Here is a 19,928-nt window from a genome sequence, read left to right on the forward strand (position 1 = left end):
ATTAAAGAACAGATCATAAAAATGAAGCTTATTTTTATAAGTGGACCTTCCGGAAGCGGGAAAACAACTTTATCAAATCAAATAATAAAAAAAAATAAAAATGGTATTGTATTAAGTACCGACAATTACTATAAGACAGGATTAATAAGTAAATTACTACCAAAATTTATAGAAGGTTTTTTTGATAGAAGTATTAGTTTTAATAACAAACTATTCAAAAAAGATTTTGATTTTATTTATAAGAATGGAATTTCAATCTGTGATCGTTATTATAATTTCGAAAAGAAAACAATTCAAAATATCTTAAACGAGACAAATAATATTAGTTTTTTAATTGTTGAGGGTATATTTGCTCAAGAATTCTCAAACACTTTAAATAATAAGGATTATTTTTTTTTAGAAATAAAAACTAAAAAAAATGAGTGCATGAAAAGAGTTGTCCAAAGAGATATAAAAGAAAGGGGGAAGAAAAAAAAACAAGCTGAGAATGATTTCTTAAAATCATGGAGCATTTATTATGAGAAATTCAAACCTAATAGCATAAAAAATAATAAAAATAAATACATTATTGAAAAAACCACTGATGTAGATCACATTCTGAAAAAATTATTTAATTAAGTCTTTAATTTTTTTCTCTAATATTAAAGCACTTAAAATTGAGCCTTCAATTCTGCCAAATCCATCTCCTTCAAACCAGTCTCCGCAAAATCCAATTTTAGATTTTCTACTAAATTGTAAAGATAATGGTACGGCAAGGCCAGAAGGCTGTGAAGCTCTCCATTTCATAATAGATATTTTTTCATCAAAACTTAATTTATGTACTAAAGAATTCTCTTCAAACAATTTATTGAAATTTTTAATTATTTTTTGTTTAAAAACTTCTTCTTCTTTTATATTCAAATAAGAATTAATTAACTCTGCGTTTTTTGAATGTACTACAATTCCTAATTTATTATTATCTTGAAGCTGAAAAATAATTCTTTCAAATCTATATTTTTTTTCTAAATTATTTTTTAAATAAAAATACCTCTGTTTTTTAGGATAATTATCTTTATAACTATAATTTTTATTTGTATAAATTAGAAAAGTTAACCTGGGAATAAATGTTTGTTCTTCTAACAAATTTAATAATAAATCTATTTTTTTATCACTATTAATAGGAATTGCTTTTCTTAATGGAATTTGATTTACGTTTAATATTTTTAAAGACCTCTTATGTAACAACAAATTAGTTGAACAAATTAGATATTTAGACTTGAATTTGTCGCCATTTTTGGAAGTTAGTAACCATTCCTTACCATTAAACTTCATATCAACTATTAAAGTTTCAAAGAAAAAATCAATTTCCTCTTTTAAATTATTTGACTCAATTATCTTTTTCGATAATTCACTCATGGAATCTAAAGATAAATAATTAACCCCGCATGAAAATTCAGATTTTTTTTTGGTTTCTAAATTAGAATCTTCATTTAAAAAAAATATTTCTGAGTCGTCAATTTTTATATATTTATTTTCCAATAATTCATTAATATATCTTTTTAATAGAAAATTATTTTTACTATTAGATATATTAAAATTTGGAGAACCATGATTTAGTTTCCATCCTTCATATTTTTTGCTTATTCTTGTACTTGATCTACCTCCAAGTCCACGGCCAATTTCAATTAATCCAACTTTTTTTGTAATATTATTTTTCAGATACTTCGAGGCAAACACACACGCAGATATACCACCACCTATTATTAATAAGTCATATGTTAAATCACTTCTCATAGGTTTAATATTGAAATAAATTATCTTTTATTTTCTAAAAAACTATAAACAGAATCAAGTTTCTCTGATGAAGAAAAATCAGATTCAATTACAGGTATAATATTATTATTTTTATAAAAACTAACTAAATCGTTTGTGAAATCAAAAAAATTCTCTATGGCATATAAAAACTTTTCAGATATATATACCTCTTTCCAAGGACGAAATTTAAAACGTGCTATAAATTGTTTAGAGGGAATAAATAAACTTCCAAATAAATTTAATTTTTCTTTTTTTGCTACGTTTTTAAGATAAGTCATTTCATTCTGAAGAACTTTAATATCTGTACCATATTGAAACCAAATTGAATTTATTAACCCAGTCGATATTTTTTTTTCGAACCTTTCTCTTTCTGAAGAAATATTATAATATTTTTTTAAGTATGGATTGTAAGCTATACCTAATTTAACTTTTAAATTTTTTTCTTTTTTTAAATAAGTTAATACATCAACTGAGTCAAAGTTTTTTTTCTTATTAGATCCCGACAAAAGCAGAATTTCAAAATTTTTATTAGTCTGAGAACTTTTAACAAAATCTAAAAATTCCTGATACGAATTTTCTTTATTTTTTGAATATTGATGATAAAGACTATAGTGATAGGTCACATTAAATTCATTATAGTTTTTTGATATATATTTAATAGTTGAATTAAATAAATCCTTCTTTATAAGTCCTTTACATGGAATATTAATATTTTTGATATTATTTAATTTGCAAAAATTAAGTTTATCGTCTAACTGAGAAATATTTTTAAAGGACAATTCAAATCTTATATTATTGTTCATTATTTAATAGTCACATTGACTCACTCAACATATTAACGAAAACATGCGTCTGCTACGATTCTTATTTTGGAAGTCGTCTTTTTATTCTTAGCCTTTAGAAAATAACTAGGGGAAATCTCTAATGCAGCTTTTAGAGAAATTTTATCTTCTGAAGATTTTGTAATAATTTGATTAAAACATTTCAAATTTTCTGGTATTAATAAACCGGGCCATGACAGAAGAAGACCTACAAAAATACCGAAAAATAAAAATAAAAATAAAAATAAACCTCATGACAAATAAAATTTTTAATTTTACTAATTAAAATAAAAAACAATAATTCAATTGTATTGGAAAATAATAAATAAATTATTTCCTTTCTTCTTATCGCAGATATTTAATCCATTAAAGATTTTCATGAACTCGAGAGGTTAGAATAACAAAAAAGTATTATTTTAGAATATGGCTAGCCAAGATTATCTAATTGCAATAGCTTTAATTGAGCAAAACTTAGTTAGAGCGATGCCTCTTGGAGGTAAAGAAATTAAAGATAATTTGGAAGAATCAGAAAATTTCAAGAAACTTGGAGAAGAGGTAATTTTAAATCTTTTAATGAGAGTATTTCAAAGAAGTGATGAAGGTGCTTTAAAAAGGTCTTCTGAAGAAAAAGGTTTGCTCCTTGTTCATATGCATCCTAAAAGAATGCAGAAAGAGCTTCCATTCATTAAATCTGAATGGATAAGAGATGGAGATACACAACAGTTTCTAAAATACCTTGGCAATCTCTCAAAAGAAGTATGGACTGCATCTTTCATAAAATACAAAGGGATTGAATTTACTTCTATCTCAAAGAATGATGAGATCTAAAGATATTAAAAATATTTTCTTTTCAAAGAATTTCTTTCTTTAAAATATTATTTTCCTTAGCAACTCTAAAACAGTTTTTACCATTACCAAAATCAATTGAGGAATAGTCAAAATCATTTTTAATATGCAAGGCACAATTGCCCTCAATACATATACAAGATTCAATAATTTCTCTCTGAATAACATCATTAACGTAAGGTTCCCTCTCTTTCTCTTCATCGAAATGCGGGCAAGCAATACCTTCAACTATGCCTAAGCAATCAATTATGGCTAATTCTTTAGCATAAGAATCAGTTATGCCTTTTTCAAACCAACAAATAGCTCCAGCACTTACTCCACTCATTACAATTCCTTTTTCATAAGCATTTCGCAAAATTTTATGTAAATTCCATTCATTCCAAACAGCTAACATACTTTTTGTATTTCCTCCGCCAACATAAATGATGTCTTGAGTTAAAACTTTCTCTTCTAAGTTTTCTGTTCTAGAGAAGAAATCAATATGGCTTGTTATACAATCAAGTTTAGAAAATGCTCTATAAAAATTTAGTTTGTACGAACTACTATCGCCTGATGCTGTTGGAATAAAGCAAATTTTAGGTCTTTTTTTATTACTTAAAGAAACTATATATTTTTCAATTTCAAGAGAGCCTAATGAACGTCCAAACCCTCCTCCCCCAATAGCGACTATATTTTTACTAGGCATATTAAATAAAAGATTTATATATGAATTTAAGACAAATCACCATTAAAGATCAACTGGAATTAAAGAAGGTTTATTTTGATTCAATTCAATCTTTAGATGAAAAAATTTATAGTAAAGAACAAAAAAGAGCCTGGTCAATCCAGGCTTGGAATAACCCAAATTTTGATAAGTCAATAATTAAAGGAAAAGGATGGCTTATAAGTAAACAAGGAATTATTATCGCTTTTGCTACAAGATATCCCACCGATAGAATTGCACTATTTTACTGTAAAGGTGAATTTCAAAGAAAAGGATACGGCTCAAAGTTAATTCATAAATTAGAAGATGAAGCAAAGAAAGAAGGTTTAGACTCTCTTTATACTGAAGCGAGCTTAATAAGTTATGAATTATTTCTTAAAAATGAATGGGAAATTATACGTAAAGAAAAAGTCATTATAAATAACATTTTTTTTGAAAGATATAAAATGACTAAAATTATAAAAATTTATTAATTAATAATGTCGAGCAAAAGCAAGAGCTTAATTCTGATTCAAAGGATTCTAATTTGGGCGTTATACTTTTTTTCAGGATTTGTACTTTATTCAAATCAAGGTATTTTGCCTTCATTGATAATTACTTTCTCAAGAATTATTTATCCATTATCTATTTTTTGGTTACAAATAAGAATTAAAAAAAGAACCAATTTTCTGCCTATTGATTCAAAAATGACGACTTCGCAATTGTGGTTTAATTTATTACCCGTTATTGCATCTCTATTGACTGTAATTTTTACTTTAACTAATTCTTTCTTATATATCCTAGGAAAATTAATTAACTCTTAAATAAATTAATTATTTATTAAACTTAGAAATTTCTATCATAAAAAACATAATGTAAAGAAATTTGTCTTTTACTTATATTTGTTTAAATTTTAAATAGAGATCAATAAAATCATGAAAAATATTTCATTAAAGGGAAATATTAATTTTGATAAAAAAAAAGATATAAATGATTATGAATTATTCTCTTTAAAAATCACAGATAGTTTATATAAAAAAGATATTGGAAAATTTCTTGAGACTCTATCTTCTCACTTTATTTAGGAAAATATTCTTTTTCTGATCTTCAAATTCAAACAGTCTCATTAATAAATAAGTATTTAAGTGATAATAAGTAAAACCTTAATAATACTCCAATGCAATTATTTCTTGCTGACTGCCAATTCCCAGATATTGAGAATCAAGTGAAAGCTTATCAATTATTTGTAGAAGCATGGGAAAACGGTGAAATTGCAAAATCAGATAAAACAGATAAATTTGAGATGTTATTTAGAGTTCATGCTCCAGGGGAGGGTAGAGTAGTTTGTCTATGTAAGGCAGAGAGTGATAAAGAAATTTTCGAGCATTTCGCTCCATGGAGAGCCAAATTTGGCATTCATATGGAATTTACTCCTGTAATAAGTTGTCAAAATGTTGTTGATTACCATAAAGATTTGTTCAAAACTTTAGGGTAATAAGCTTAAATCTAAAATTTATCGTGATTAAACCTTTTCCCAATCTTATTTATAAAAAAAAAGATAAGAATTTTCCTTCTTCAAAAAATAAGCTCAAGAAAGAAGAAAACAACAAATCTAAACCATTAATAATATTTGGTTTTATCCTCTCATTAAGTTCCATTTTTTTACTCTTATTTACAATTAATAATAAATTTGGATGATATATGAGTAATTAGAACTATTACTTGGGAACAAATATGTTCTATTATTAATTTAAAAATAACTAACTAAATGGCGTTTAACGAAGGGGGGATGGCGTCGGGCCTTCTAATCATCGCAGTATCAATAGTTTTTGCTGCCGGCTTTGGATTTTTAGTCTTACATTTTGTACCTGGAACTCCATTTTAGGGTATCGAACTGAATTTGGTTCACAAAATATCTTAAACATTAACAGTTTCTAAATCCTGCACTTGATTATCAACAGAATTAGATTTCTGTTTTAATCGATAGGCATAGACTAATGATCCTAACGCTATGGTACTAGAGGCAAAAATCCCCGATATGAGTATCAAGGCAAAAAGACCTCCTATTAGTCCCCCTTTTAATCTAAGCAAATTTGATTTAATTAAAAGTATTGATAAAAAAACAATAGTAGCTTTAAGAGAAGAGATTTTTAAAAAAATAAATGGATTAAAAGGATTCAACAACATTTCTTTATAGGAATATAATTTGGAATAATTCTAAAAATAAATTTAAAAAACTGCATAAAAAAAGACTCAAATGAGTCTTTTAAATCTTTATAAAATATGATGAATTATGCATCAGGGTCAAAATTCTTTAAGTTTGGACCCGCCACAAGACCAACAAGACCAAAAAGGACTAAAGAACCAATTCCAAAGCCTGCTGCCCATGGATTGAAACCACCTAAAGCAAAAGAAGCTAATAAATTCATGATTTTAAAACATAATATCTCCGAGTTAGCATACAGATTTTTATGAAAAATATACCTATATTGAGACATTTCTTCGTAATTATTTGAATCGTTTAACTATCCATTTATAAAAAATCCACAAAATTTTTATTATTTGTTTTATTATCGAGTAATTACTATTTTGATAGCGCACTTCAAGACTATCAAAACTGTTTTTTATCATGATTTCCAACTATACCTTTATTTATGACGGAGAATGCCCATTTTGCAATCATTTTGCTGAGCTCCTTGAGATCAAAAGCAAGTTAAATAATATAAAAATTCTTGATGGTCGTAAAAATTTAACTCTGATTAAATCTCTCCTAAATAAAGGTTATGACCTAGATAAAGGTGCTATTCTTCTGAAAGATGAAGAAATCTTTCATGGGGCAGATGCAATTAATACTATTTGCAATCAGATAAATAATCCTTCAAGTAATTTACTTTGGTTTCTTTCTAGAGTGTTTAAATCTAATAAACGAACAAATTTGATATTTCCTTTACTGGTCAGAGCTAGAAGATTGGCATTGATATCAAAAGGTACATCAATATCTCTAATTTAAAAATAAAAACTTTCTATATATTAAATAACATATTTATAAGCTTCTGTATCAATAAATGATAATTAATTATTTCTTAGCTAGAACTAGGAGGTAACAACAAGTATTAAATGATAGAAAACTTCAATCCCTTTATTTCATTGGGTGGTGATAACCAAAAAGTTAATCATATGGCTGAAGCAGCACTTGAAATGAATTTAACTTGCAATGATTTAAAGAAGGATTTAAATTTAACTGATGGTGATGTAGTTGATATGTTGCAACTAGTCATGGATAGATTTAAAAATAGTAATTAAGTAAATATCGTAATTAATTAATCCTATATATCTATTATTTTTTAATGAAAACATTACAAATTGAGTTTTCGAAATATGAATTAGTTAACTTTTTATGGCCTGAATTAATAGAAGACTACGGATTTGATAAAGCCAGAAAAATAGTTTCTCAAGCTATTGACTTACAAAAAATGAATGGGACTAAAAATAGCACCATGCCAATCATATTTTCAGGGACAGGAGGATCAGCTTTAATACCAATACAAATGCTAGAAAAAGAGAACTTTGAGATTAGTTATAAAGATAATCAAGTTTTAATATTTAATCTAAAGAGAAAGTCATTTCAAATCTTAAATGAGGCAAACTAATCTAAATTAATAACTTCTCGATAAAGCTAAAAGTACCTTATAGTCTAATAAAACGTTTAATTATTAATGACTTTTGAAGCGACCTACCTTGGTTCAAATGGTTGGCTTATAAAATTTAAAAAAACCAATTTAATAATTGATCCTTGGCTCAAGGGAGATTTAATATTTCCTCCAGGTGAGTGGTTTTTTAAAGGATCATTAGAAGAAGAAATTTCAATAGACAATAAAATAGATATTATTTTGTTAACCCAAGGATTACCTGACCACTGTCATATTCCAACATTAGAAATGTTCAGAAAGGATATTCCTACAATTTGCCCTAAAAGTGCTGTTGAAACATTAAAAAAAATTGGTTTTAATTCAATTAAAGTGCTTAAGCCAACTGAAAAGACAAATCTTTTAAATTTAAGTTTTGAAGCGACTGCTGGGGCTCCAGTGCCACAAATAGAAAACGGATATATTGTTAAAGACGATCAAGATAATGGGTTTTATATTGAACCCCATGGATATCTTGATGAAAATTTAAGCAAACAAAGCCTTGATGCAGTCATTACTCCTACAAAAAATTTAGAATTACCCATAGTTGGTTCTTTTGTAAAAGGTGCTGATGTAATCCCTAAATTGATTAACAAATTCAATCCAAAATATATACTTTCAAGCACCATAGGCGGAGATGCAAAATATTCAGGTTTTTTAAATAATTTTATTTCAGTTCAGGATTATGAAGAGGAATTAGATTGTAATCTTCTAGATCTAAAGAGTATGCAATCTATTATGATTTAAATTGATCCAAAAAGATCTTTAATTAAGTCATTTAGCTTGAAAGTAAATCTACTTTAAAGGAGCCCAAAAAATTCATTCATTTTTTATTACCTCAATACTTTTATTAGTTTTAAATAGTAGCTATGTATGTGAAAATTCAAAACTTAATCTTGTGATGAGAAATAATATTAATGGTGACTTTTCCATAGTAGAAGAGATATCTGAGTTAAAGCCAGGAGCATTTATAAATATTAATTGGAATAAAAAAACGCTTATGCTTCCATATTCTCTAAGAAAAGATTATATTTCCTTTACAGATAAAAAATGGGACTGGAGGTACCAATTTCACAAGGACGGTTCGCCTGATATTAATAATCCTTCTCTATACGAACTACTCCCTTCTGGGGAGATTAAAACACATTTTTGTGAAACAGATGATAATAAGCCAAACTTATAGTTTCAAAATAAGTATTCTAGATCTTTTAACTTCTGAACTTCTTTGTAGAGATGAACAATCCAAAAACCCAAAATAATATTTCAAGATATGTGAAACTTAAAGATTACAAAGTTTTTGATTATGAAATTCCAGAAATCTTTTTGGACTTCGTAATTAAGAAAAATATTGTAAATGTTACGACCAAACTAAAATTGGTAAAAAAAAATAAGAATACCAGAAATCTAATTCTAGATGGTACGGATATATTAATAAAAAAAATATTTATAGATGACTCACTACTGGGAAAGGAATACTACAAACAGCAAAAACATAACTTAAAAATTGAAAATATAAACAAAGATAATTTTTTATTAAAAATAGAAGGAATAATTAAACCGAAGGAAAATACATCCCTTTTAGGAATGTATGAGAGCAATGGAATTATAACTACGCAATGTGAGGCGGAGGGATTTAGAAGAATAAGTTTTCACTCTGATAGGCCTGATATTCTAAGCAAATACACCGTGAGAATTGAGGCAGACAAGAATGATTACCCTGTCTTACTTTCAAATGGTAACGTCGTAAAAGAAAATAATCTTGAAAATAATCGACATGAAATAATTTGGGAAGACCCATACCCGAAACCTTCATATTTATTTGCATTGGTAGCAGGGAAACTTAATTGTGTAAAAGACAATTTCATAACAAAATCGAATAAAAAAGTAAAAATAAATATTTATGTTGAGTATGGCGATGAAAAATATGTTCAACATGCAATAACTTCATTACAGAAATCTATGAAGTGGGACGAGGATAAATATAACCTTGAATACGATTTGTCATTGTTCAATATTGTTGCAGTCAGGCACTTTAATATGGGAGCAATGGAAAATAAAAGTCTCAATATTTTCAACTCAAAACTAATACTCGCTAATTCTGAAACAACAACTGATGAAGAATTAGAAAGAATAGAGGGTGTCATCGCCCATGAATACTTCCATAATTGGACAGGGAATAGAGTAACTTGTAGGGATTGGTTTCAACTATCTCTAAAAGAGGGCTTAACAGTATTCAGAGATCAACAATTCACTGCAGACGTTCATAATCGTGAAATCAAGAGACTTGATGATGCCAAATTTCTTAGAAGAAATCAATTTAGAGAGGATTCTGGTCCAACATCACATCCTGTAATGCCAGAGAGATACCAAGAAATAGACAATTTCTACACGACCACGATTTACGAGAAAGGAGCAGAAATAATTAGAATGCTTAATAAGCTTGTAAAAGATGAAAATTTCTATAGAGGATTTAGTAATTACATCTCAGAATATGATGGAAAGGCAGCAACAATAGACCAATTTGTCGATAAAATTTTAGAGCACAATAAGGAAATAGATCCTGAAAAGTTTAAGATCTGGTACAGGCAAAATGGGACCCCAAAAATTAAATTCAATAGAATCTGGGATCAAACAGGCAAAAAACTTACAATTGAAGCCTCTCAAAGTAATCCAATAAAGAAGAACCCATATAATGATTTACCTCTAATAATTCCTATAAATCTGGCTATATTTTGCGGTGATAATAAAACGATAGAAAAAACAGTTGTTTTAAAAACAAAAAAACAAGAATTCATTTTTAGAAATGTAAGATCTCACATCCAAATTCCTTTAGTAACTTATTTTCGCGAATTCTCTTCACCTGTTGAGTGGGAATCAGACACTACCTTGGATGAAAAATTTTTAATTTTAAAATATGAAAAAGATTTTTTTACACTAACTAATACTGTAAAAGTATTTTATAAAAAAATTATTTTATGCAGATTAGATGAAAAACCTGCTCATAAAATTGAAAATAAATTAATAAGCACCTTAATATCATTTATAAAAAATAAAGGTATTAATTTATCCTTATTATCAGAATTACTAAGTATTCCGACATTTGCTGAAATTGAATCGGAGATAGAAAATATAGACCCTTTAAAGATATATAAAACTATTGACGAATTAAATCATTTATTCGGTACCAAATTAAAAGAAGAATTATATTTTAAGCTCCAAGAAATAGAGAAAAATCTAGATAAAGTTTGGCCAGAAGGTAAAAACGAAAGAAAACTAATCGAAACTATTTGGAAACTACTCTTAAGCAGTGATGATAGGGAAATTAAAGGCAAAATAATTAATTATGTCGATAGTAATTCGATGACGCTAGCAAAAGCTGCAATGAATTCTTTCAGTAGAATTAATTGTCCTGAAAGAAAAATCATTTCAAATATATTCTTCAATAAATGGAAGAATAATAGTGTCGTTTTGGATAGTTGGTTCTCATTTAATGCATCTATAGAAATTGATGAAAAAACAAGCAACATTGAAAAATTATTTGAAAATAAGTTTTTTGATTCAAAATCACCAAACACTTTAAGAGCTATATTAAATACATTCGTAACAAGAAATAGTACTTTTCATGCAATTAATGGTTCTGGTTATAAATATATTGCAAAAAAGATAATTGAATTTGATAAATTAAATCCAATAGTAATTTCCCGTTTTGTAAAAATATTTAGTAGATATAATTATTATTCAGAACCTTACAAAAGTAATATGATAGAAACAATAAAGCATATTAAAAAAAATAAACTATCAAAAAATACTAAAGAAGTTTTAGATTCAATATTAGATTGATTTTTTAATAATATTTAACTAAATTTAATAATAAAGATTATAAACATTAATAATAAAATAAAAACAATATACTTATTGATAAAAATATAATCAAATACATTTTTTTTATTATCTTTATTCCACTTTTTATTTACGTATTCCTTAGTTATAAATTTATTAGGTCTACCACAATATAAACATGTTGGAGAAGTTTTTAAAATTAAATTTTTACATTGGGGGCACTTTTTTTTTTCCATAATTTAATCCTACTGAATAAAATTGAAATCAAAAACAAAAAATTAAATAAGTAATTTAGATTTTATTTATTATATTTTGATTAATTAAATATCATTGCAAAAAAAAAAAAAAGTTTCTAACTATTTAAAAAACTTCAATATAATAAAAAATTATTATTTGGTTTGAAATGTTTGCTATAGCACTTGGAATGTCCCCTGTCGAAAAAATCACTGTTGCAATATCTGCTTCAATTTTTATCATAGCCTTTACATGGGTCTCGATTAAGGGAGATTTAAGAAAACTTGCTAATGAACTAATTGAAGATAATGAAAATAATCAGGATAATTAAAAAAATCTTTTAACCTACTTTGCATGCAAGCTAGGATAATCAATAATATGCCTAATTTCTTTCAGAGAAGAGCCATAGATTTTTTCACCATTTAAGTGAACCCCAATCCATTTCTCCTTTTGAGTAAAAAAATTATTTTTAGAGGTATCCCTCTCGAGATAATCTTTATTATCCCAATTTAAAGTTATATCCCAACCTTTATAATTTTCTATCATTGAGAAAAAGAGTACATACTCAAATAATACTCTGAGAGACACTTAACAAAAACAAAGGAAATAAGTATTTTTTTCGTTATTTTTATTTAACATTTATGTAGTACTGACTTTTATTTTAAGAGCAGCTTCATCTGCATTTTTTCTAGCCAAATTAATGTCAGAATTTGATGAGAGAACAACACCCATTCTTCTGCCTTTTCTGGAAAATGGTTTGCCAAATATGAGCACTTTGGTCTTTTCAAATTCTAATGCTTTATTAAGACCCTCATAAATAGGATTAGGATACTCTTGATTAGAAAGTATAACTCTGGTTGCAGAGGGCTCTATTAGATCTATACGTGGTATTGGTAAATTTAAAAAAGCCCTTAAATGTAATTCAAATTCATTAATATTTTGACTAACTAATGTAACCATACCAGTGTCGTGTGGTCTTGGAGATAATTCTGAAAATATAACCTCACCTCCTCTTATGAAAAATTCTACTCCGTATAATCCAGCTCCATTAAGGTTATTTAATATTCTACTTGTCATTCTCTTAGCTTCAATAATTAAGGATTCTTTGATCTCTAAAGGTTGCCAACTACATTGATAGTCTCCATTAGATTGCAGATGTCCAATTGGTAAACAAAAAATATTTTCACCATTTTCTGTTCTTACAGTTAAAAGAGTAAACTCAAAATCAAAATTAATAAATTCTTCAATAATTACACCTTTAACCTTTCCTCTTGAATTTGCTTGTGCCTGTTTCCAAGCATTTTGTAAATCATTTTTTGTTTCAACCAAACTCTGCCCTTTTCCTGAAGAGCTCATTAAAGGTTTAAGTAAAAGTGGGAATCCAATTTCATCTGCCTTTTTTTCTAAATCGTCAAATTCAAAAATATATTCAAACTTTGCAGTTTTAATTTTTAAATCTTTAGAAGCTAAGTCTCTAATTTTATCTCTATTCATTGTAATTTCTACAGTTCTTGCGTTGGGAACAATATTGAATCCTTCATGCTCGAGTTCTTTTAGGGCTTCAATAGAAAGTGCCTCTATTTCTGGGACAACATAATCAGGCTTAAATTCTTTTATAACATTTTTTAAAATATTTTTATCTCCCATATCAATTACTCTTGAATAATCAGCAACTTGCATTGCAGGAGCTTTTTCATATCGATCAATTGCAATAACTTCTAATCCTAATCTTTTGGATTCTATTACTAATTCTTTGCCAAGTTCGCCACTACCAAGTAATAAAATTCTCTTTTTAGAAAAAATTGATTCTTTCATATATATAAAACTTATTCCTCATCACCAGAAGGTTGTGAAGATGTATCATCTATAATTTTTTTATGTTTAGAATAACTAAATAAAAAATTTCTACCATACCAATTTCGACTTCGAATGCTATTAGTAATTGATCTTGAAATTGCTCCTAAAAAAAAGATTCCAATCATTGCCCAAATAATTCTTTCTAAAGCAATTGCGGGTGAAAAGCCTTGACCGGAATATATAATTTCAGTAAGTGGGTCTAAAGGGTCCAAATTTAAACTGATTAATAATATTAATTATAAATGGTTTAATAGATGAAAAATTAAAACTTATAAAAGAATAACCAAAACTACCATATAAATTAAACACAATAAAGTCTATACAATGCTATCTTCAAAGGGTGATTTTTTTTTGACATGCAAGTTGACGTACAAAATACTGCTGTTCTTTCCGCAGACGGATCATCCATAAAACTAGGTGAATATTCAGGGGAGGTCATTTTAGTTGTTAATGTAGCTAGTTATTGTGGAAATACAGCTCAGTATGAGGATCTTCAAAAGCTACATGATTTATATTCAAGCAAAGGCCTAAGAATACTTGCATTCCCTTGTAATGATTTTGGAAAACAAGAACCCGACTCTCTTTCAGAAATAAAAGATTTTTGCACAACAAAATATGGAGTTAAGTTTGAAATCTATGAAAAAGTTCATGCCAAAGGCAACACCACAGAACCATACACAACCCTTAACAAAGTTGAACCCGAAGGAGATGTTGAATGGAATTTCGAGAAGTTTCTGATAGGGAAAGACAGTAAAGTAATTGCAAGATTCAAGCCAGGTGTTAAACCGTTTGACGAAAACTTAATAGCAGCTATAGAAGTAGCTTTAGATTCATAAAAACCTTCTTATAATTCAAATTAAATTATTAAAAATAAAGACTTTTTATATTTAATTAAAAAATAAGCAAATTATCTTAAAATTTCCTTTTTTTAGGATTCAAATTTGTCTAGTATTCTTTTATTTTTTTTAAATCTTATTTATTATCAGAATCAACTTTTACGTCTATTATTTCATCTTTAACAGTTCTTTTTTTAGGTTTAATTGATTTTACTTCTGTATCTACTATTTCTTCTTTATCTTCACTTTCTTCTTCTTCCTCTGCCTTAACTTCTGGCTCTACTATTTCTTCTTTATCTTCACTTTCTTCTTCTTCCTCTGCCTTAACTTCTGGCTCTACTATTTCTTCTTTCACTTCACTTTCTTCTGCTTCCTCTGCCTTAACTTCTGGCTCTACTATTTCTTCTTTCACTTCACTTTCTTCTGCTTCCTCTTGTTTTAATTTTGAATTTACTGAGCTTTGATCTTCATCTTTACTTAAGAGGAACTTTAATAGTTTTTTGAATAATAATAAACCTTTTTCAATTCTTTTTGGACCTAAAATTGAAAGCAAAATTACTAATATTATGAATATTTCAGGTGAATTTAAACCTAATAGTTTCATAAAATTTCATATTCTATTTATATTTTAGTACATGCTAAAAATTTAATCTAATTATTCTCAAAAGTTGGTAAATAGAGTTCCCTATTTGATGCAATTAAACCTTCTTCTTTAAAAAAAATCTCTAGGTCTTTTAGATCATTTATATCTACAAATTCACCACAATTATCTAATATATTTTTATGGGTGAAATTCCATAAATCAGCCAAATATTCGTCATCATCTGGAAATGCTACAAATTTCAAATATGTATTATTCAAAGCATATTCACTAGCAAAATCAGAATCTAAACCTTCCCTCTTAGCATCACAAAAAACTTTAGCAAATCTTTTGCCTACAGAAGTTTGAGCACTTGATAAATCTAAATTACCTTGAATAGCATTTACATTTATTGGTGCAATAAAAATAATTATTGGAAGAAAAATAGATACTAATATAAACAAGAAAAAAATTTCCTTTTTAAATTTTAACTCAACATAAACTAGCAAAAAAAGTAATCAATTAGGCCTATTTAAGAAAAAGCTCTTATTATAAATTAAGAAATAAATAAAAAACATAAAATCAGCTCCATATCTGAATTTATAATAAAGAAAGATTAAATAAATTTAAAATTATATGTCTTCAAATATAAGTCTAAAAGGAAGGGGAGTTAACAGGATAATTACTAGTAAGGTCATGCTATCGCCATTAGCAGGTGTTACAGATAACATTTTTAGACGACTTGTACGTAAATGGGCACCAAACTCTTTACTTTTTACAGAAATGATAAATGCCACAAGTCTTAAAAAAGGATATGGCACACAAAAAATCAATCAAATAGATTTAGAAGAAGGTCCAATTGGAGTACAAATATTTGATAATAGGCCATATGCTGTTTCTGAAGCTGCGAAACAAGCTGAGGACTCTGGAGCTTTCTTAATTGATATAAATATGGGATGTCCAGTAAAAAAAATTGCAAAGAAAGGTGGAGGCAGTGCTTTAATTAAAGACCGAAAACTTGCTATAGAATTAGTCAAAAATGTTGTAAAAGCTGTTAGGGTTCCAGTAACAGTAAAAACACGACTCGGATGGGATAGTAAAGAAGAAAATATAGAGGATTTCTTATTTAAACTTCAAGATGCTGGAGCAACGATGATCACACTTCATGGAAGAACTAGAAAACAGGGTTTTTCAGGCAAGTCAGATTGGGAAATGATCGGGAGACTTAAAAAGTTGTTGGAAATTCCAGTAATTGCTAATGGAGATATCAAAAATCCAGATGATGCTCTTAATTGTTTAAAAACAACAAATGCTGATGGTGTAATGATTGGACGAGGAATTTTAGGATCCCCATGGAAAATTGGAGAAATAGATTATTTTTCTTATGAATAAAAAAGGTTATACAACCGAAAGCGGTGGTAGACAAAATGGTTTTGCAATTGAACCAGAAATTAACCCGATATCAGAAGGCGAATCAAAAAAATCCATATTTTTATTTATTGGAATATTATTACCTTTTCTAATAGGCGGTTTTTATTATTTAAGGACTCTGAATATATTCTGATATTTTATAATCCATTTTTAGCAATATATTCTTCTGAGCTAACTATATCTTGCATTAAGCTCTCTGATGAAGGATTAAATCCATTTTGCTCTAAAAAAGATTTAACCTTTTCAAATTTTTGCTGAATTTTTTTTGTATATGGAGTTGTCATCAAATAATCGTCCTTTTCTGTTGAATAGTTCATTTGATTAACGGATTACTTTTACAATTAAATTTTGCAAAATATGCTATTGCTAGTGAAGTTATAAATATTACATAAATAATTTAATAGGAATAAATACTTATAAATTGTTTGTGTGAAATCGCTATTGGTTGATTTTTTAAAGAGTACTTATAGTAACTAGTTCCATTAAGTCTCTGGACTGCAGATATTTTTGAAATACTTCAGAATAAAATGCTTTTTTAGCAGCAAATTTTGATTCGAATTCAATTACTAATCCAAGCTGCCCTCCATCCCATTCATTTGAGGTTGATTCTTGTATTAAATCTCTTTTTACTATTACTCCTCCCACAGATTTAATCCAAGGCAATACTGTCCTTATATATTCCAGAAATAAATCAGCATTTGGAATTGAAATTTTCTTTAGCCAATAGCTCTTTGTCATCAAATCAACATATTCTGGGTAGAATATAGCACATGGAGGTAAGTATTTATCCTTAGCTATATACTCCAGCCTTGATTAAATGGAAACCGAAAATGATTTATTAAATTCACTTCTTAAATCTCCAAATTCACAGAGTATACGTAATATCGCCGAACAACTTGAAATTGATCATAATTTTTCCTTTAGCAAAGATAGAAATGATTTGCAGGGTGTTTGGGAGCTTAGGTGGAGTAGTTCTAATAGTCCTTTTTTAAAATATTCTCCTTTTATTGATAACCTTCAAATTCTTGATCCCCTAAATTTTAATGGTCTTAATTTACTTAAACCTAGAGGAATAAAATCAATTATTGGCACTGGCATTTTAATAAGACTTAATTACGTTAATGAAAAAAAATTGGGGTCAAATTTACACATGCTGGTGTTATTGGTCCTAAATTTGGAAAAAAATTATAAAGGCTATGCAAGAAATAAAAAATGAACAATTAGGGTGGTTAGAGATAACTTATTTAAGCAATAAGCTTAGAATCTGTAGAGGTGATAAAGGAACTTTATTTGTTTTAAGAAAAATACATTCACCGACTTTATTCAAGAATTTCAAGGAATTTATTAAAATCTATTAAAAATAGAAATTAATTCTTTATCCAAATAGACTTTAATACGAAATAAATTGGTAAATATTTAAATGATTCTTTAGGTATTTCATAACTTAAGAATTTTAGTGCTTCTTCTAACCAGTAACCAATATCAAATCCTAAAAGAATTTTTTCTACAACAAACCAAAATTCTTTATCAAATATAATTCTGAAGTTTAAGTAAACATATTCCCAATGAAAGGTATTCCAATATTGGGTTAAAAATGAGGATAAAATAAGCCATAGTGATATAAATAGAAAACTTTTAAGAAATTTATAAAATTTTTTCATATACCAGCAACTGTCTTATTTAATTTCAAATATCCCTTATTATTATTTGGATCAAATTTTATTTCCATTAAATATATTCAAAAAGATATAAAAATATTGAGAAAATAGTAAATTTTCGTGGCATTAATAATCTATTCTTCTTTGTTTAGATTCTGTGCCTTTAGATTTTTATTCTTAAGAAAAAATCCTAAAAACAGAAAAGCAAAATATATTAGTAAACTTATGCCAAAAATTAAAACTATCTTTGAAATATCCATAAATGATTTTTTTTATAAATTACAGCATTTTTTGCAAAGTTTTATCTATGGTAATGATTTTTCATTTATCGCGATAACGAGCTTCAATTATTAAGCTAATAATATTATTTAAATCATAATGCAAGTAGCTTTTGCCTGGAGCCTTTGTCTTTCAGTTGGTGTTGTTTTACTATCAATTATTCCACTAACTATAGGGAGGGTTAAAGCGGGATATTCTGTTGAAAATATGTCTGCTCCAAGGGCTTTATTCGATGAATTACCATCTTTTGGAAAAAGAGCAGTTTGGTGTCATCAAAATTGTTGGGAAAGTATTTCTTTACATGCACCCGCATGTCTTCTTTGTTTGATTAGTTTAACTGACTCTAATATTGCAATAATTGCAGCATTGATTCATCCTATTTTTCGTTTTTTATATATTGGTGCATATATATTTAATATCCCCACAGCTAGAGGTTTAATGTGGGCCTCAGGAATTTTTACAACACTTTTACTTTATAAAGAGGGCTTAACTCAATTGATATAAACTTTTTAAACAATAAACTTTTCTAAATCTTTTAATTGATATTCATTGATTAGTTCCACTTTATTTGATTTTGCTAGTTGATGAGCAGACTTTGTAAAGCCAGATTTTGAGACTATTATTGCATGTGTACCTTTCCAAAATAATTTACCAGCTGAAATTTCCTGAACTGCTTTATTCCCAATGGCTTTTTCATGATCTTTGCATTGTATACATATTCTCAAATCATTTATTGAAGCAATTAAGTCAACCCCTTGATCTCCTGTAATAGGAGTTTCTTTTACTTCCCAGCCGTTTTGTTTGAGAATTTCCATACAATGATTTTCAAATCTAATACCTTTTTTGTAGTTTCCCTTTTTTTTACTTGAGTAGCTTTTTTCTATTAGGTTCAAGCATGATTTCTCAATTTGACTTGCTATGAAAACAAACCAATCTTCAGTCTCGAGCTTTCTAATAGATCCAATTATCTCATCATCAATAGTAGGATTTTCATTACAATAGGATCTCCACTTTTCGAAAAATAATTCCGTACTGCCAAATTCTTTTAAAATTACTTTTTCATAGAAGTATGGTATACCCTCTTTAAATTGCTTAGATCCATTAAATATATTTTTCTCAATGGCTTTTTCATCAAGAGGTGGATTGCCAATCCATTTTTTATAATCCTCGTTACCGTAAGCATCTATTTCCCTTAATCTGATCCTCTCCTCCAACAAATTGTATTTGTTCTCGTCAATCAATTTATTAATTGTTTGAATAAAGAAATTGGAATTTAAGGCATTGTTTAATTTTAACTTTTTCTTCTTAATTTGATAATCTCTTATAATTATAAAAATTAAAAAAATGATAAAAATAATTAAAATAAAAAAATTTTTCATTAACG

The 19,928-nt window shown here is 27.5% G+C and carries 31 protein-coding genes and 1 pseudogene; 18 read left to right on the top strand and 14 right to left on the bottom strand.

All coding sequences use genetic code 11. The annotated features are described in order from the left end of the window. The first annotated feature begins 21 nt into the window (after positions 1–21). On the top strand, positions 22–618 hold the full coding sequence (locus AMO19_RS03990) for a uridine kinase family protein (protein ID WP_075507423.1): 597 nt from the start codon (positions 22–24) through the stop codon (positions 616–618). On the opposite strand, the gene AMO19_RS03995 is transcribed toward AMO19_RS03990, so the two are convergent. Together AMO19_RS03995 and AMO19_RS04000 are read right to left on the bottom strand one after the other, a co-directional pair. Next, positions 607–1,773: an NAD(P)-binding protein gene (locus tag AMO19_RS03995; protein ID WP_075507424.1), complete on the bottom strand. Its 1,167-nt coding sequence runs from the start codon at positions 1,771–1,773 to the stop codon at positions 607–609. The two genes, AMO19_RS03990 and AMO19_RS03995, sit on opposite strands and share 12 nt — an antisense overlap. A gap of 20 nt (positions 1,774–1,793) precedes the next feature. Continuing rightward, positions 1,794–2,597: a hypothetical protein gene (locus tag AMO19_RS04000; RefSeq protein ID WP_075507425.1), complete on the bottom strand. Its 804-nt coding sequence runs from the start codon at positions 2,595–2,597 to the stop codon at positions 1,794–1,796. A 441-nt stretch (positions 2,598–3,038) separates the two neighbouring features. Between AMO19_RS04000 and AMO19_RS04010 the strand changes: the two genes are divergently transcribed. After that, entirely contained in the window at positions 3,039–3,443 is a 405-nt protein-coding gene (locus AMO19_RS04010; RefSeq protein WP_075507427.1) for a hypothetical protein, read from the top strand. A gap of 22 nt (positions 3,444–3,465) precedes the next feature. Here AMO19_RS04010 and AMO19_RS04015 read toward each other — a convergent pair whose 3' ends face one another. Continuing rightward, positions 3,466–4,146: a Type 1 glutamine amidotransferase-like domain-containing protein gene (locus AMO19_RS04015; RefSeq protein WP_075507428.1), complete on the bottom strand. Its 681-nt coding sequence runs from the start codon at positions 4,144–4,146 to the stop codon at positions 3,466–3,468. A 20-nt stretch (positions 4,147–4,166) separates the two neighbouring features. Between AMO19_RS04015 and AMO19_RS04020 the strand changes: the two genes are divergently transcribed. The 3 genes from AMO19_RS04020 to AMO19_RS04030 all read left to right on the top strand — a co-directional run bounded on the left by AMO19_RS04020 (position 4,167) and on the right by AMO19_RS04030 (position 5,638). Then, positions 4,167–4,637: a GNAT family N-acetyltransferase gene (locus tag AMO19_RS04020; protein ID WP_075507429.1), complete on the top strand. Its 471-nt coding sequence runs from the start codon at positions 4,167–4,169 to the stop codon at positions 4,635–4,637. A 441-nt stretch (positions 4,638–5,078) separates the two neighbouring features. Next, on the top strand, positions 5,079–5,228 hold the full coding sequence (locus AMO19_RS08525) for a hypothetical protein (protein WP_167315823.1): 150 nt from the start codon (positions 5,079–5,081) through the stop codon (positions 5,226–5,228). Between the two features lie 92 nt (positions 5,229–5,320). Further along, complete coding sequence (locus tag AMO19_RS04030) at positions 5,321–5,638, top strand: DUF3303 domain-containing protein (RefSeq protein WP_025923271.1); 318 nt, start codon at positions 5,321–5,323, stop codon at positions 5,636–5,638. A 422-nt stretch (positions 5,639–6,060) separates the two neighbouring features. On the opposite strand, the gene AMO19_RS08835 is transcribed toward AMO19_RS04030, so the two are convergent. Together AMO19_RS08835 and AMO19_RS04045 are read right to left on the bottom strand one after the other, a co-directional pair. Continuing rightward, positions 6,061–6,270 carry a hypothetical protein gene (locus tag AMO19_RS08835; protein ID WP_306452419.1) on the bottom strand — a complete coding sequence of 70 codons (210 nt, stop codon included), beginning with the start codon at positions 6,268–6,270 and terminating at the stop codon, positions 6,061–6,063. Positions 6,271–6,434: 164 nt separating this feature from the next. Continuing rightward, complete coding sequence (locus tag AMO19_RS04045) at positions 6,435–6,572, bottom strand: hypothetical protein (protein ID WP_002806597.1); 138 nt, start codon at positions 6,570–6,572, stop codon at positions 6,435–6,437. 200 nt (positions 6,573–6,772) lie between these two features. Between AMO19_RS04045 and AMO19_RS04050 the strand changes: the two genes are divergently transcribed. The 7 genes from AMO19_RS04050 (at position 6,773) to AMO19_RS04085 (ending at position 12,234) form a co-directional block, all read left to right on the top strand. Next, positions 6,773–7,153 carry a DCC1-like thiol-disulfide oxidoreductase family protein gene (locus AMO19_RS04050; RefSeq protein ID WP_075507433.1) on the top strand — a complete coding sequence of 127 codons (381 nt, stop codon included), beginning with the start codon at positions 6,773–6,775 and terminating at the stop codon, positions 7,151–7,153. Positions 7,154–7,260: 107 nt separating this feature from the next. Then, the gene (locus AMO19_RS04055) at positions 7,261–7,446 is read left to right on the top strand and encodes a hypothetical protein (RefSeq protein ID WP_011818521.1); all 186 of its coding nucleotides are present in this window, start codon (positions 7,261–7,263) and stop codon (positions 7,444–7,446) included. 44 nt (positions 7,447–7,490) lie between these two features. Next, positions 7,491–7,793 (top strand): hypothetical protein, encoded by a 303-nt coding sequence (locus tag AMO19_RS04060; protein ID WP_075507434.1) that lies wholly within the window; start codon positions 7,491–7,493, stop codon positions 7,791–7,793. Positions 7,794–7,859: 66 nt separating this feature from the next. Further along, the gene (locus tag AMO19_RS04065; protein ID WP_075507435.1) at positions 7,860–8,576 is read left to right on the top strand and encodes an MBL fold metallo-hydrolase; all 717 of its coding nucleotides are present in this window, start codon (positions 7,860–7,862) and stop codon (positions 8,574–8,576) included. Positions 8,577–8,730: 154 nt separating this feature from the next. Then, positions 8,731–9,012 (top strand): hypothetical protein, encoded by a 282-nt coding sequence (locus AMO19_RS04070; RefSeq protein ID WP_257008953.1) that lies wholly within the window; start codon positions 8,731–8,733, stop codon positions 9,010–9,012. Positions 9,013–9,062: 50 nt separating this feature from the next. After that, positions 9,063–11,669 (top strand): aminopeptidase N, encoded by a 2,607-nt coding sequence (gene pepN / locus AMO19_RS04075; RefSeq protein WP_075507437.1) that lies wholly within the window; start codon positions 9,063–9,065, stop codon positions 11,667–11,669. A 403-nt stretch (positions 11,670–12,072) separates the two neighbouring features. Beyond that, positions 12,073–12,234, top strand: coding sequence for a hypothetical protein (locus AMO19_RS04085; RefSeq protein WP_025933616.1), 162 nt, complete (start codon positions 12,073–12,075; stop codon positions 12,232–12,234). 14 nt (positions 12,235–12,248) lie between these two features. Here the strand turns inward: AMO19_RS04085 and AMO19_RS04090 are convergent, their stop codons facing one another. The 3 genes from AMO19_RS04090 to AMO19_RS04100 all read right to left on the bottom strand — a co-directional run bounded on the left by AMO19_RS04090 (position 12,249) and on the right by AMO19_RS04100 (position 13,972). After that, positions 12,249–12,449, bottom strand: a complete 201-nt coding sequence (locus tag AMO19_RS04090; RefSeq protein ID WP_075507439.1) for a hypothetical protein — start codon at positions 12,447–12,449, stop codon at positions 12,249–12,251. A 93-nt stretch (positions 12,450–12,542) separates the two neighbouring features. Further along, positions 12,543–13,718, bottom strand: a complete 1,176-nt coding sequence (gene purT, locus AMO19_RS04095) for a formate-dependent phosphoribosylglycinamide formyltransferase (protein WP_075507440.1) — start codon at positions 13,716–13,718, stop codon at positions 12,543–12,545. Between the two features lie 11 nt (positions 13,719–13,729). Continuing rightward, positions 13,730–13,972 (bottom strand): lectin subunit alpha, encoded by a 243-nt coding sequence (locus AMO19_RS04100; RefSeq protein ID WP_075507441.1) that lies wholly within the window; start codon positions 13,970–13,972, stop codon positions 13,730–13,732. Positions 13,973–14,116: 144 nt separating this feature from the next. On the opposite strand from AMO19_RS04100, the gene AMO19_RS04105 reads away from it, so the two are divergent. Continuing rightward, the gene (locus tag AMO19_RS04105; protein ID WP_075507442.1) at positions 14,117–14,596 is read left to right on the top strand and encodes a glutathione peroxidase; all 480 of its coding nucleotides are present in this window, start codon (positions 14,117–14,119) and stop codon (positions 14,594–14,596) included. Positions 14,597–14,732: 136 nt separating this feature from the next. Here AMO19_RS04105 and AMO19_RS04110 read toward each other — a convergent pair whose 3' ends face one another. Further along, positions 14,733–15,200, bottom strand: a complete 468-nt coding sequence (locus tag AMO19_RS04110) for a hypothetical protein (RefSeq protein ID WP_075507443.1) — start codon at positions 15,198–15,200, stop codon at positions 14,733–14,735. Between the two features lie 47 nt (positions 15,201–15,247). Next, on the bottom strand, positions 15,248–15,640 hold the full coding sequence (locus AMO19_RS04115) for a hypothetical protein (protein ID WP_075507452.1): 393 nt from the start codon (positions 15,638–15,640) through the stop codon (positions 15,248–15,250). 172 nt (positions 15,641–15,812) lie between these two features. Here AMO19_RS04115 and AMO19_RS04120 point away from each other — a divergent pair. Both AMO19_RS04120 and AMO19_RS04125 read left to right on the top strand, forming a co-directional pair. After that, positions 15,813–16,553, top strand: a pseudogene (locus tag AMO19_RS04120) (tRNA dihydrouridine synthase); the annotation flags it as partial. A 7-nt stretch (positions 16,554–16,560) separates the two neighbouring features. After that, on the top strand, positions 16,561–16,740 hold the full coding sequence (locus AMO19_RS04125) for a hypothetical protein (protein WP_011818547.1): 180 nt from the start codon (positions 16,561–16,563) through the stop codon (positions 16,738–16,740). A 4-nt stretch (positions 16,741–16,744) separates the two neighbouring features. Here the strand turns inward: AMO19_RS04125 and AMO19_RS04130 are convergent, their stop codons facing one another. Both AMO19_RS04130 and AMO19_RS04135 read right to left on the bottom strand, forming a co-directional pair. After that, entirely contained in the window at positions 16,745–16,924 is a 180-nt protein-coding gene (locus tag AMO19_RS04130; RefSeq protein WP_011863071.1) for a hypothetical protein, read from the bottom strand. 136 nt (positions 16,925–17,060) lie between these two features. Next, positions 17,061–17,345, bottom strand: coding sequence for a DUF1330 domain-containing protein (locus AMO19_RS04135; RefSeq protein WP_011376579.1), 285 nt, complete (start codon positions 17,343–17,345; stop codon positions 17,061–17,063). Positions 17,346–17,424: 79 nt separating this feature from the next. On the opposite strand from AMO19_RS04135, the gene AMO19_RS04140 reads away from it, so the two are divergent. Both AMO19_RS04140 and AMO19_RS08840 read left to right on the top strand, forming a co-directional pair. Further along, positions 17,425–17,823: a hypothetical protein gene (locus AMO19_RS04140; protein WP_306452416.1), complete on the top strand. Its 399-nt coding sequence runs from the start codon at positions 17,425–17,427 to the stop codon at positions 17,821–17,823. After that, entirely contained in the window at positions 17,804–17,965 is a 162-nt protein-coding gene (locus tag AMO19_RS08840; protein WP_306452417.1) for a PAP/fibrillin family protein, read from the top strand. Before AMO19_RS04140 ends, AMO19_RS08840 begins: the two co-directional genes overlap by 20 nt. 9 nt (positions 17,966–17,974) lie before the next feature. Here AMO19_RS08840 and AMO19_RS04145 read toward each other — a convergent pair whose 3' ends face one another. Next, on the bottom strand, positions 17,975–18,268 hold the full coding sequence (locus AMO19_RS04145) for a hypothetical protein (protein ID WP_025962451.1): 294 nt from the start codon (positions 18,266–18,268) through the stop codon (positions 17,975–17,977). Positions 18,269–18,643: 375 nt separating this feature from the next. Here AMO19_RS04145 and AMO19_RS04150 point away from each other — a divergent pair, with 375 nt between their 5' ends. Then, entirely contained in the window at positions 18,644–19,048 is a 405-nt protein-coding gene (locus AMO19_RS04150; RefSeq protein WP_011818542.1) for an MAPEG family protein, read from the top strand. A gap of 5 nt (positions 19,049–19,053) precedes the next feature. Here AMO19_RS04150 and AMO19_RS04155 read toward each other — a convergent pair whose 3' ends face one another. Beyond that, positions 19,054–19,923, bottom strand: coding sequence for a restriction endonuclease (locus AMO19_RS04155; protein WP_075507444.1), 870 nt, complete (start codon positions 19,921–19,923; stop codon positions 19,054–19,056). Positions 19,924–19,928: the final 5 nt, after the last annotated feature.

Origin of the sequence: Prochlorococcus marinus, from assembly GCF_001180245.1 — a bacterium.
GTDB lineage: Bacteria > Cyanobacteriota > Cyanobacteriia > PCC-6307 > Cyanobiaceae > Prochlorococcus_A > Prochlorococcus_A marinus_F.

Excerpts from the sequence above, each read along its gene's own strand:
- AMO19_RS03995 (WP_075507424.1), bottom strand. The coding sequence starts at position 1,773 with ATGAGAAGTGATTTAACATATGACTTATTAATAATAGGTGGTGGTATA.
- AMO19_RS04030 (WP_025923271.1), top strand. The coding sequence starts at position 5,321 with ATGCAATTATTTCTTGCTGACTGCCAATTCCCAGATATTGAGAATCAA.
- AMO19_RS04145 (WP_025962451.1), bottom strand. The coding sequence starts at position 18,268 with ATGAAAAAATTTTATAAATTTCTTAAAAGTTTTCTATTTATATCACTA.
- AMO19_RS04065 (WP_075507435.1), top strand. The coding sequence starts at position 7,860 with ATGACTTTTGAAGCGACCTACCTTGGTTCAAATGGTTGGCTTATAAAA.
- AMO19_RS04050 (WP_075507433.1), top strand. The coding sequence starts at position 6,773 with ATGATTTCCAACTATACCTTTATTTATGACGGAGAATGCCCATTTTGC.
- AMO19_RS04015 (WP_075507428.1), bottom strand. The coding sequence starts at position 4,146 with ATGCCTAGTAAAAATATAGTCGCTATTGGGGGAGGAGGGTTTGGACGT.
- AMO19_RS04155 (WP_075507444.1), bottom strand. The coding sequence starts at position 19,923 with ATGAAAAATTTTTTTATTTTAATTATTTTTATCATTTTTTTAATTTTT.
- AMO19_RS04020 (WP_075507429.1), top strand. The coding sequence starts at position 4,167 with ATGAATTTAAGACAAATCACCATTAAAGATCAACTGGAATTAAAGAAG.
- AMO19_RS04090 (WP_075507439.1), bottom strand. The coding sequence starts at position 12,449 with ATGATAGAAAATTATAAAGGTTGGGATATAACTTTAAATTGGGATAAT.
- AMO19_RS04130 (WP_011863071.1), bottom strand. The coding sequence starts at position 16,924 with ATGAACTATTCAACAGAAAAGGACGATTATTTGATGACAACTCCATAT.
- AMO19_RS04105 (WP_075507442.1), top strand. The coding sequence starts at position 14,117 with ATGCAAGTTGACGTACAAAATACTGCTGTTCTTTCCGCAGACGGATCA.
- AMO19_RS04150 (WP_011818542.1), top strand. The coding sequence starts at position 18,644 with ATGCAAGTAGCTTTTGCCTGGAGCCTTTGTCTTTCAGTTGGTGTTGTT.
- AMO19_RS04045 (WP_002806597.1), bottom strand. The coding sequence starts at position 6,572 with ATGAATTTATTAGCTTCTTTTGCTTTAGGTGGTTTCAATCCATGGGCA.
- AMO19_RS04135 (WP_011376579.1), bottom strand. The coding sequence starts at position 17,345 with ATGACAAAGAGCTATTGGCTAAAGAAAATTTCAATTCCAAATGCTGAT.
- AMO19_RS04055 (WP_011818521.1), top strand. The coding sequence starts at position 7,261 with ATGATAGAAAACTTCAATCCCTTTATTTCATTGGGTGGTGATAACCAA.
- AMO19_RS08525 (WP_167315823.1), top strand. The coding sequence starts at position 5,079 with ATGAAAAATATTTCATTAAAGGGAAATATTAATTTTGATAAAAAAAAA.
- AMO19_RS04110 (WP_075507443.1), bottom strand. The coding sequence starts at position 15,200 with ATGAAACTATTAGGTTTAAATTCACCTGAAATATTCATAATATTAGTA.
- AMO19_RS04060 (WP_075507434.1), top strand. The coding sequence starts at position 7,491 with ATGAAAACATTACAAATTGAGTTTTCGAAATATGAATTAGTTAACTTT.
- AMO19_RS04140 (WP_306452416.1), top strand. The coding sequence starts at position 17,425 with ATGGAAACCGAAAATGATTTATTAAATTCACTTCTTAAATCTCCAAAT.
- AMO19_RS04000 (WP_075507425.1), bottom strand. The coding sequence starts at position 2,597 with ATGAACAATAATATAAGATTTGAATTGTCCTTTAAAAATATTTCTCAG.
- AMO19_RS04085 (WP_025933616.1), top strand. The coding sequence starts at position 12,073 with ATGTTTGCTATAGCACTTGGAATGTCCCCTGTCGAAAAAATCACTGTT.
- AMO19_RS04125 (WP_011818547.1), top strand. The coding sequence starts at position 16,561 with ATGAATAAAAAAGGTTATACAACCGAAAGCGGTGGTAGACAAAATGGT.
- AMO19_RS08840 (WP_306452417.1), top strand. The coding sequence starts at position 17,804 with ATGCAAGAAATAAAAAATGAACAATTAGGGTGGTTAGAGATAACTTAT.
- AMO19_RS04070 (WP_257008953.1), top strand. The coding sequence starts at position 8,731 with ATGAGAAATAATATTAATGGTGACTTTTCCATAGTAGAAGAGATATCT.
- purT (WP_075507440.1), bottom strand. The coding sequence starts at position 13,718 with ATGAAAGAATCAATTTTTTCTAAAAAGAGAATTTTATTACTTGGTAGT.
- pepN (WP_075507437.1), top strand. The coding sequence starts at position 9,063 with ATGAACAATCCAAAAACCCAAAATAATATTTCAAGATATGTGAAACTT.
- AMO19_RS03990 (WP_075507423.1), top strand. The coding sequence starts at position 22 with ATGAAGCTTATTTTTATAAGTGGACCTTCCGGAAGCGGGAAAACAACT.
- AMO19_RS04010 (WP_075507427.1), top strand. The coding sequence starts at position 3,039 with ATGGCTAGCCAAGATTATCTAATTGCAATAGCTTTAATTGAGCAAAAC.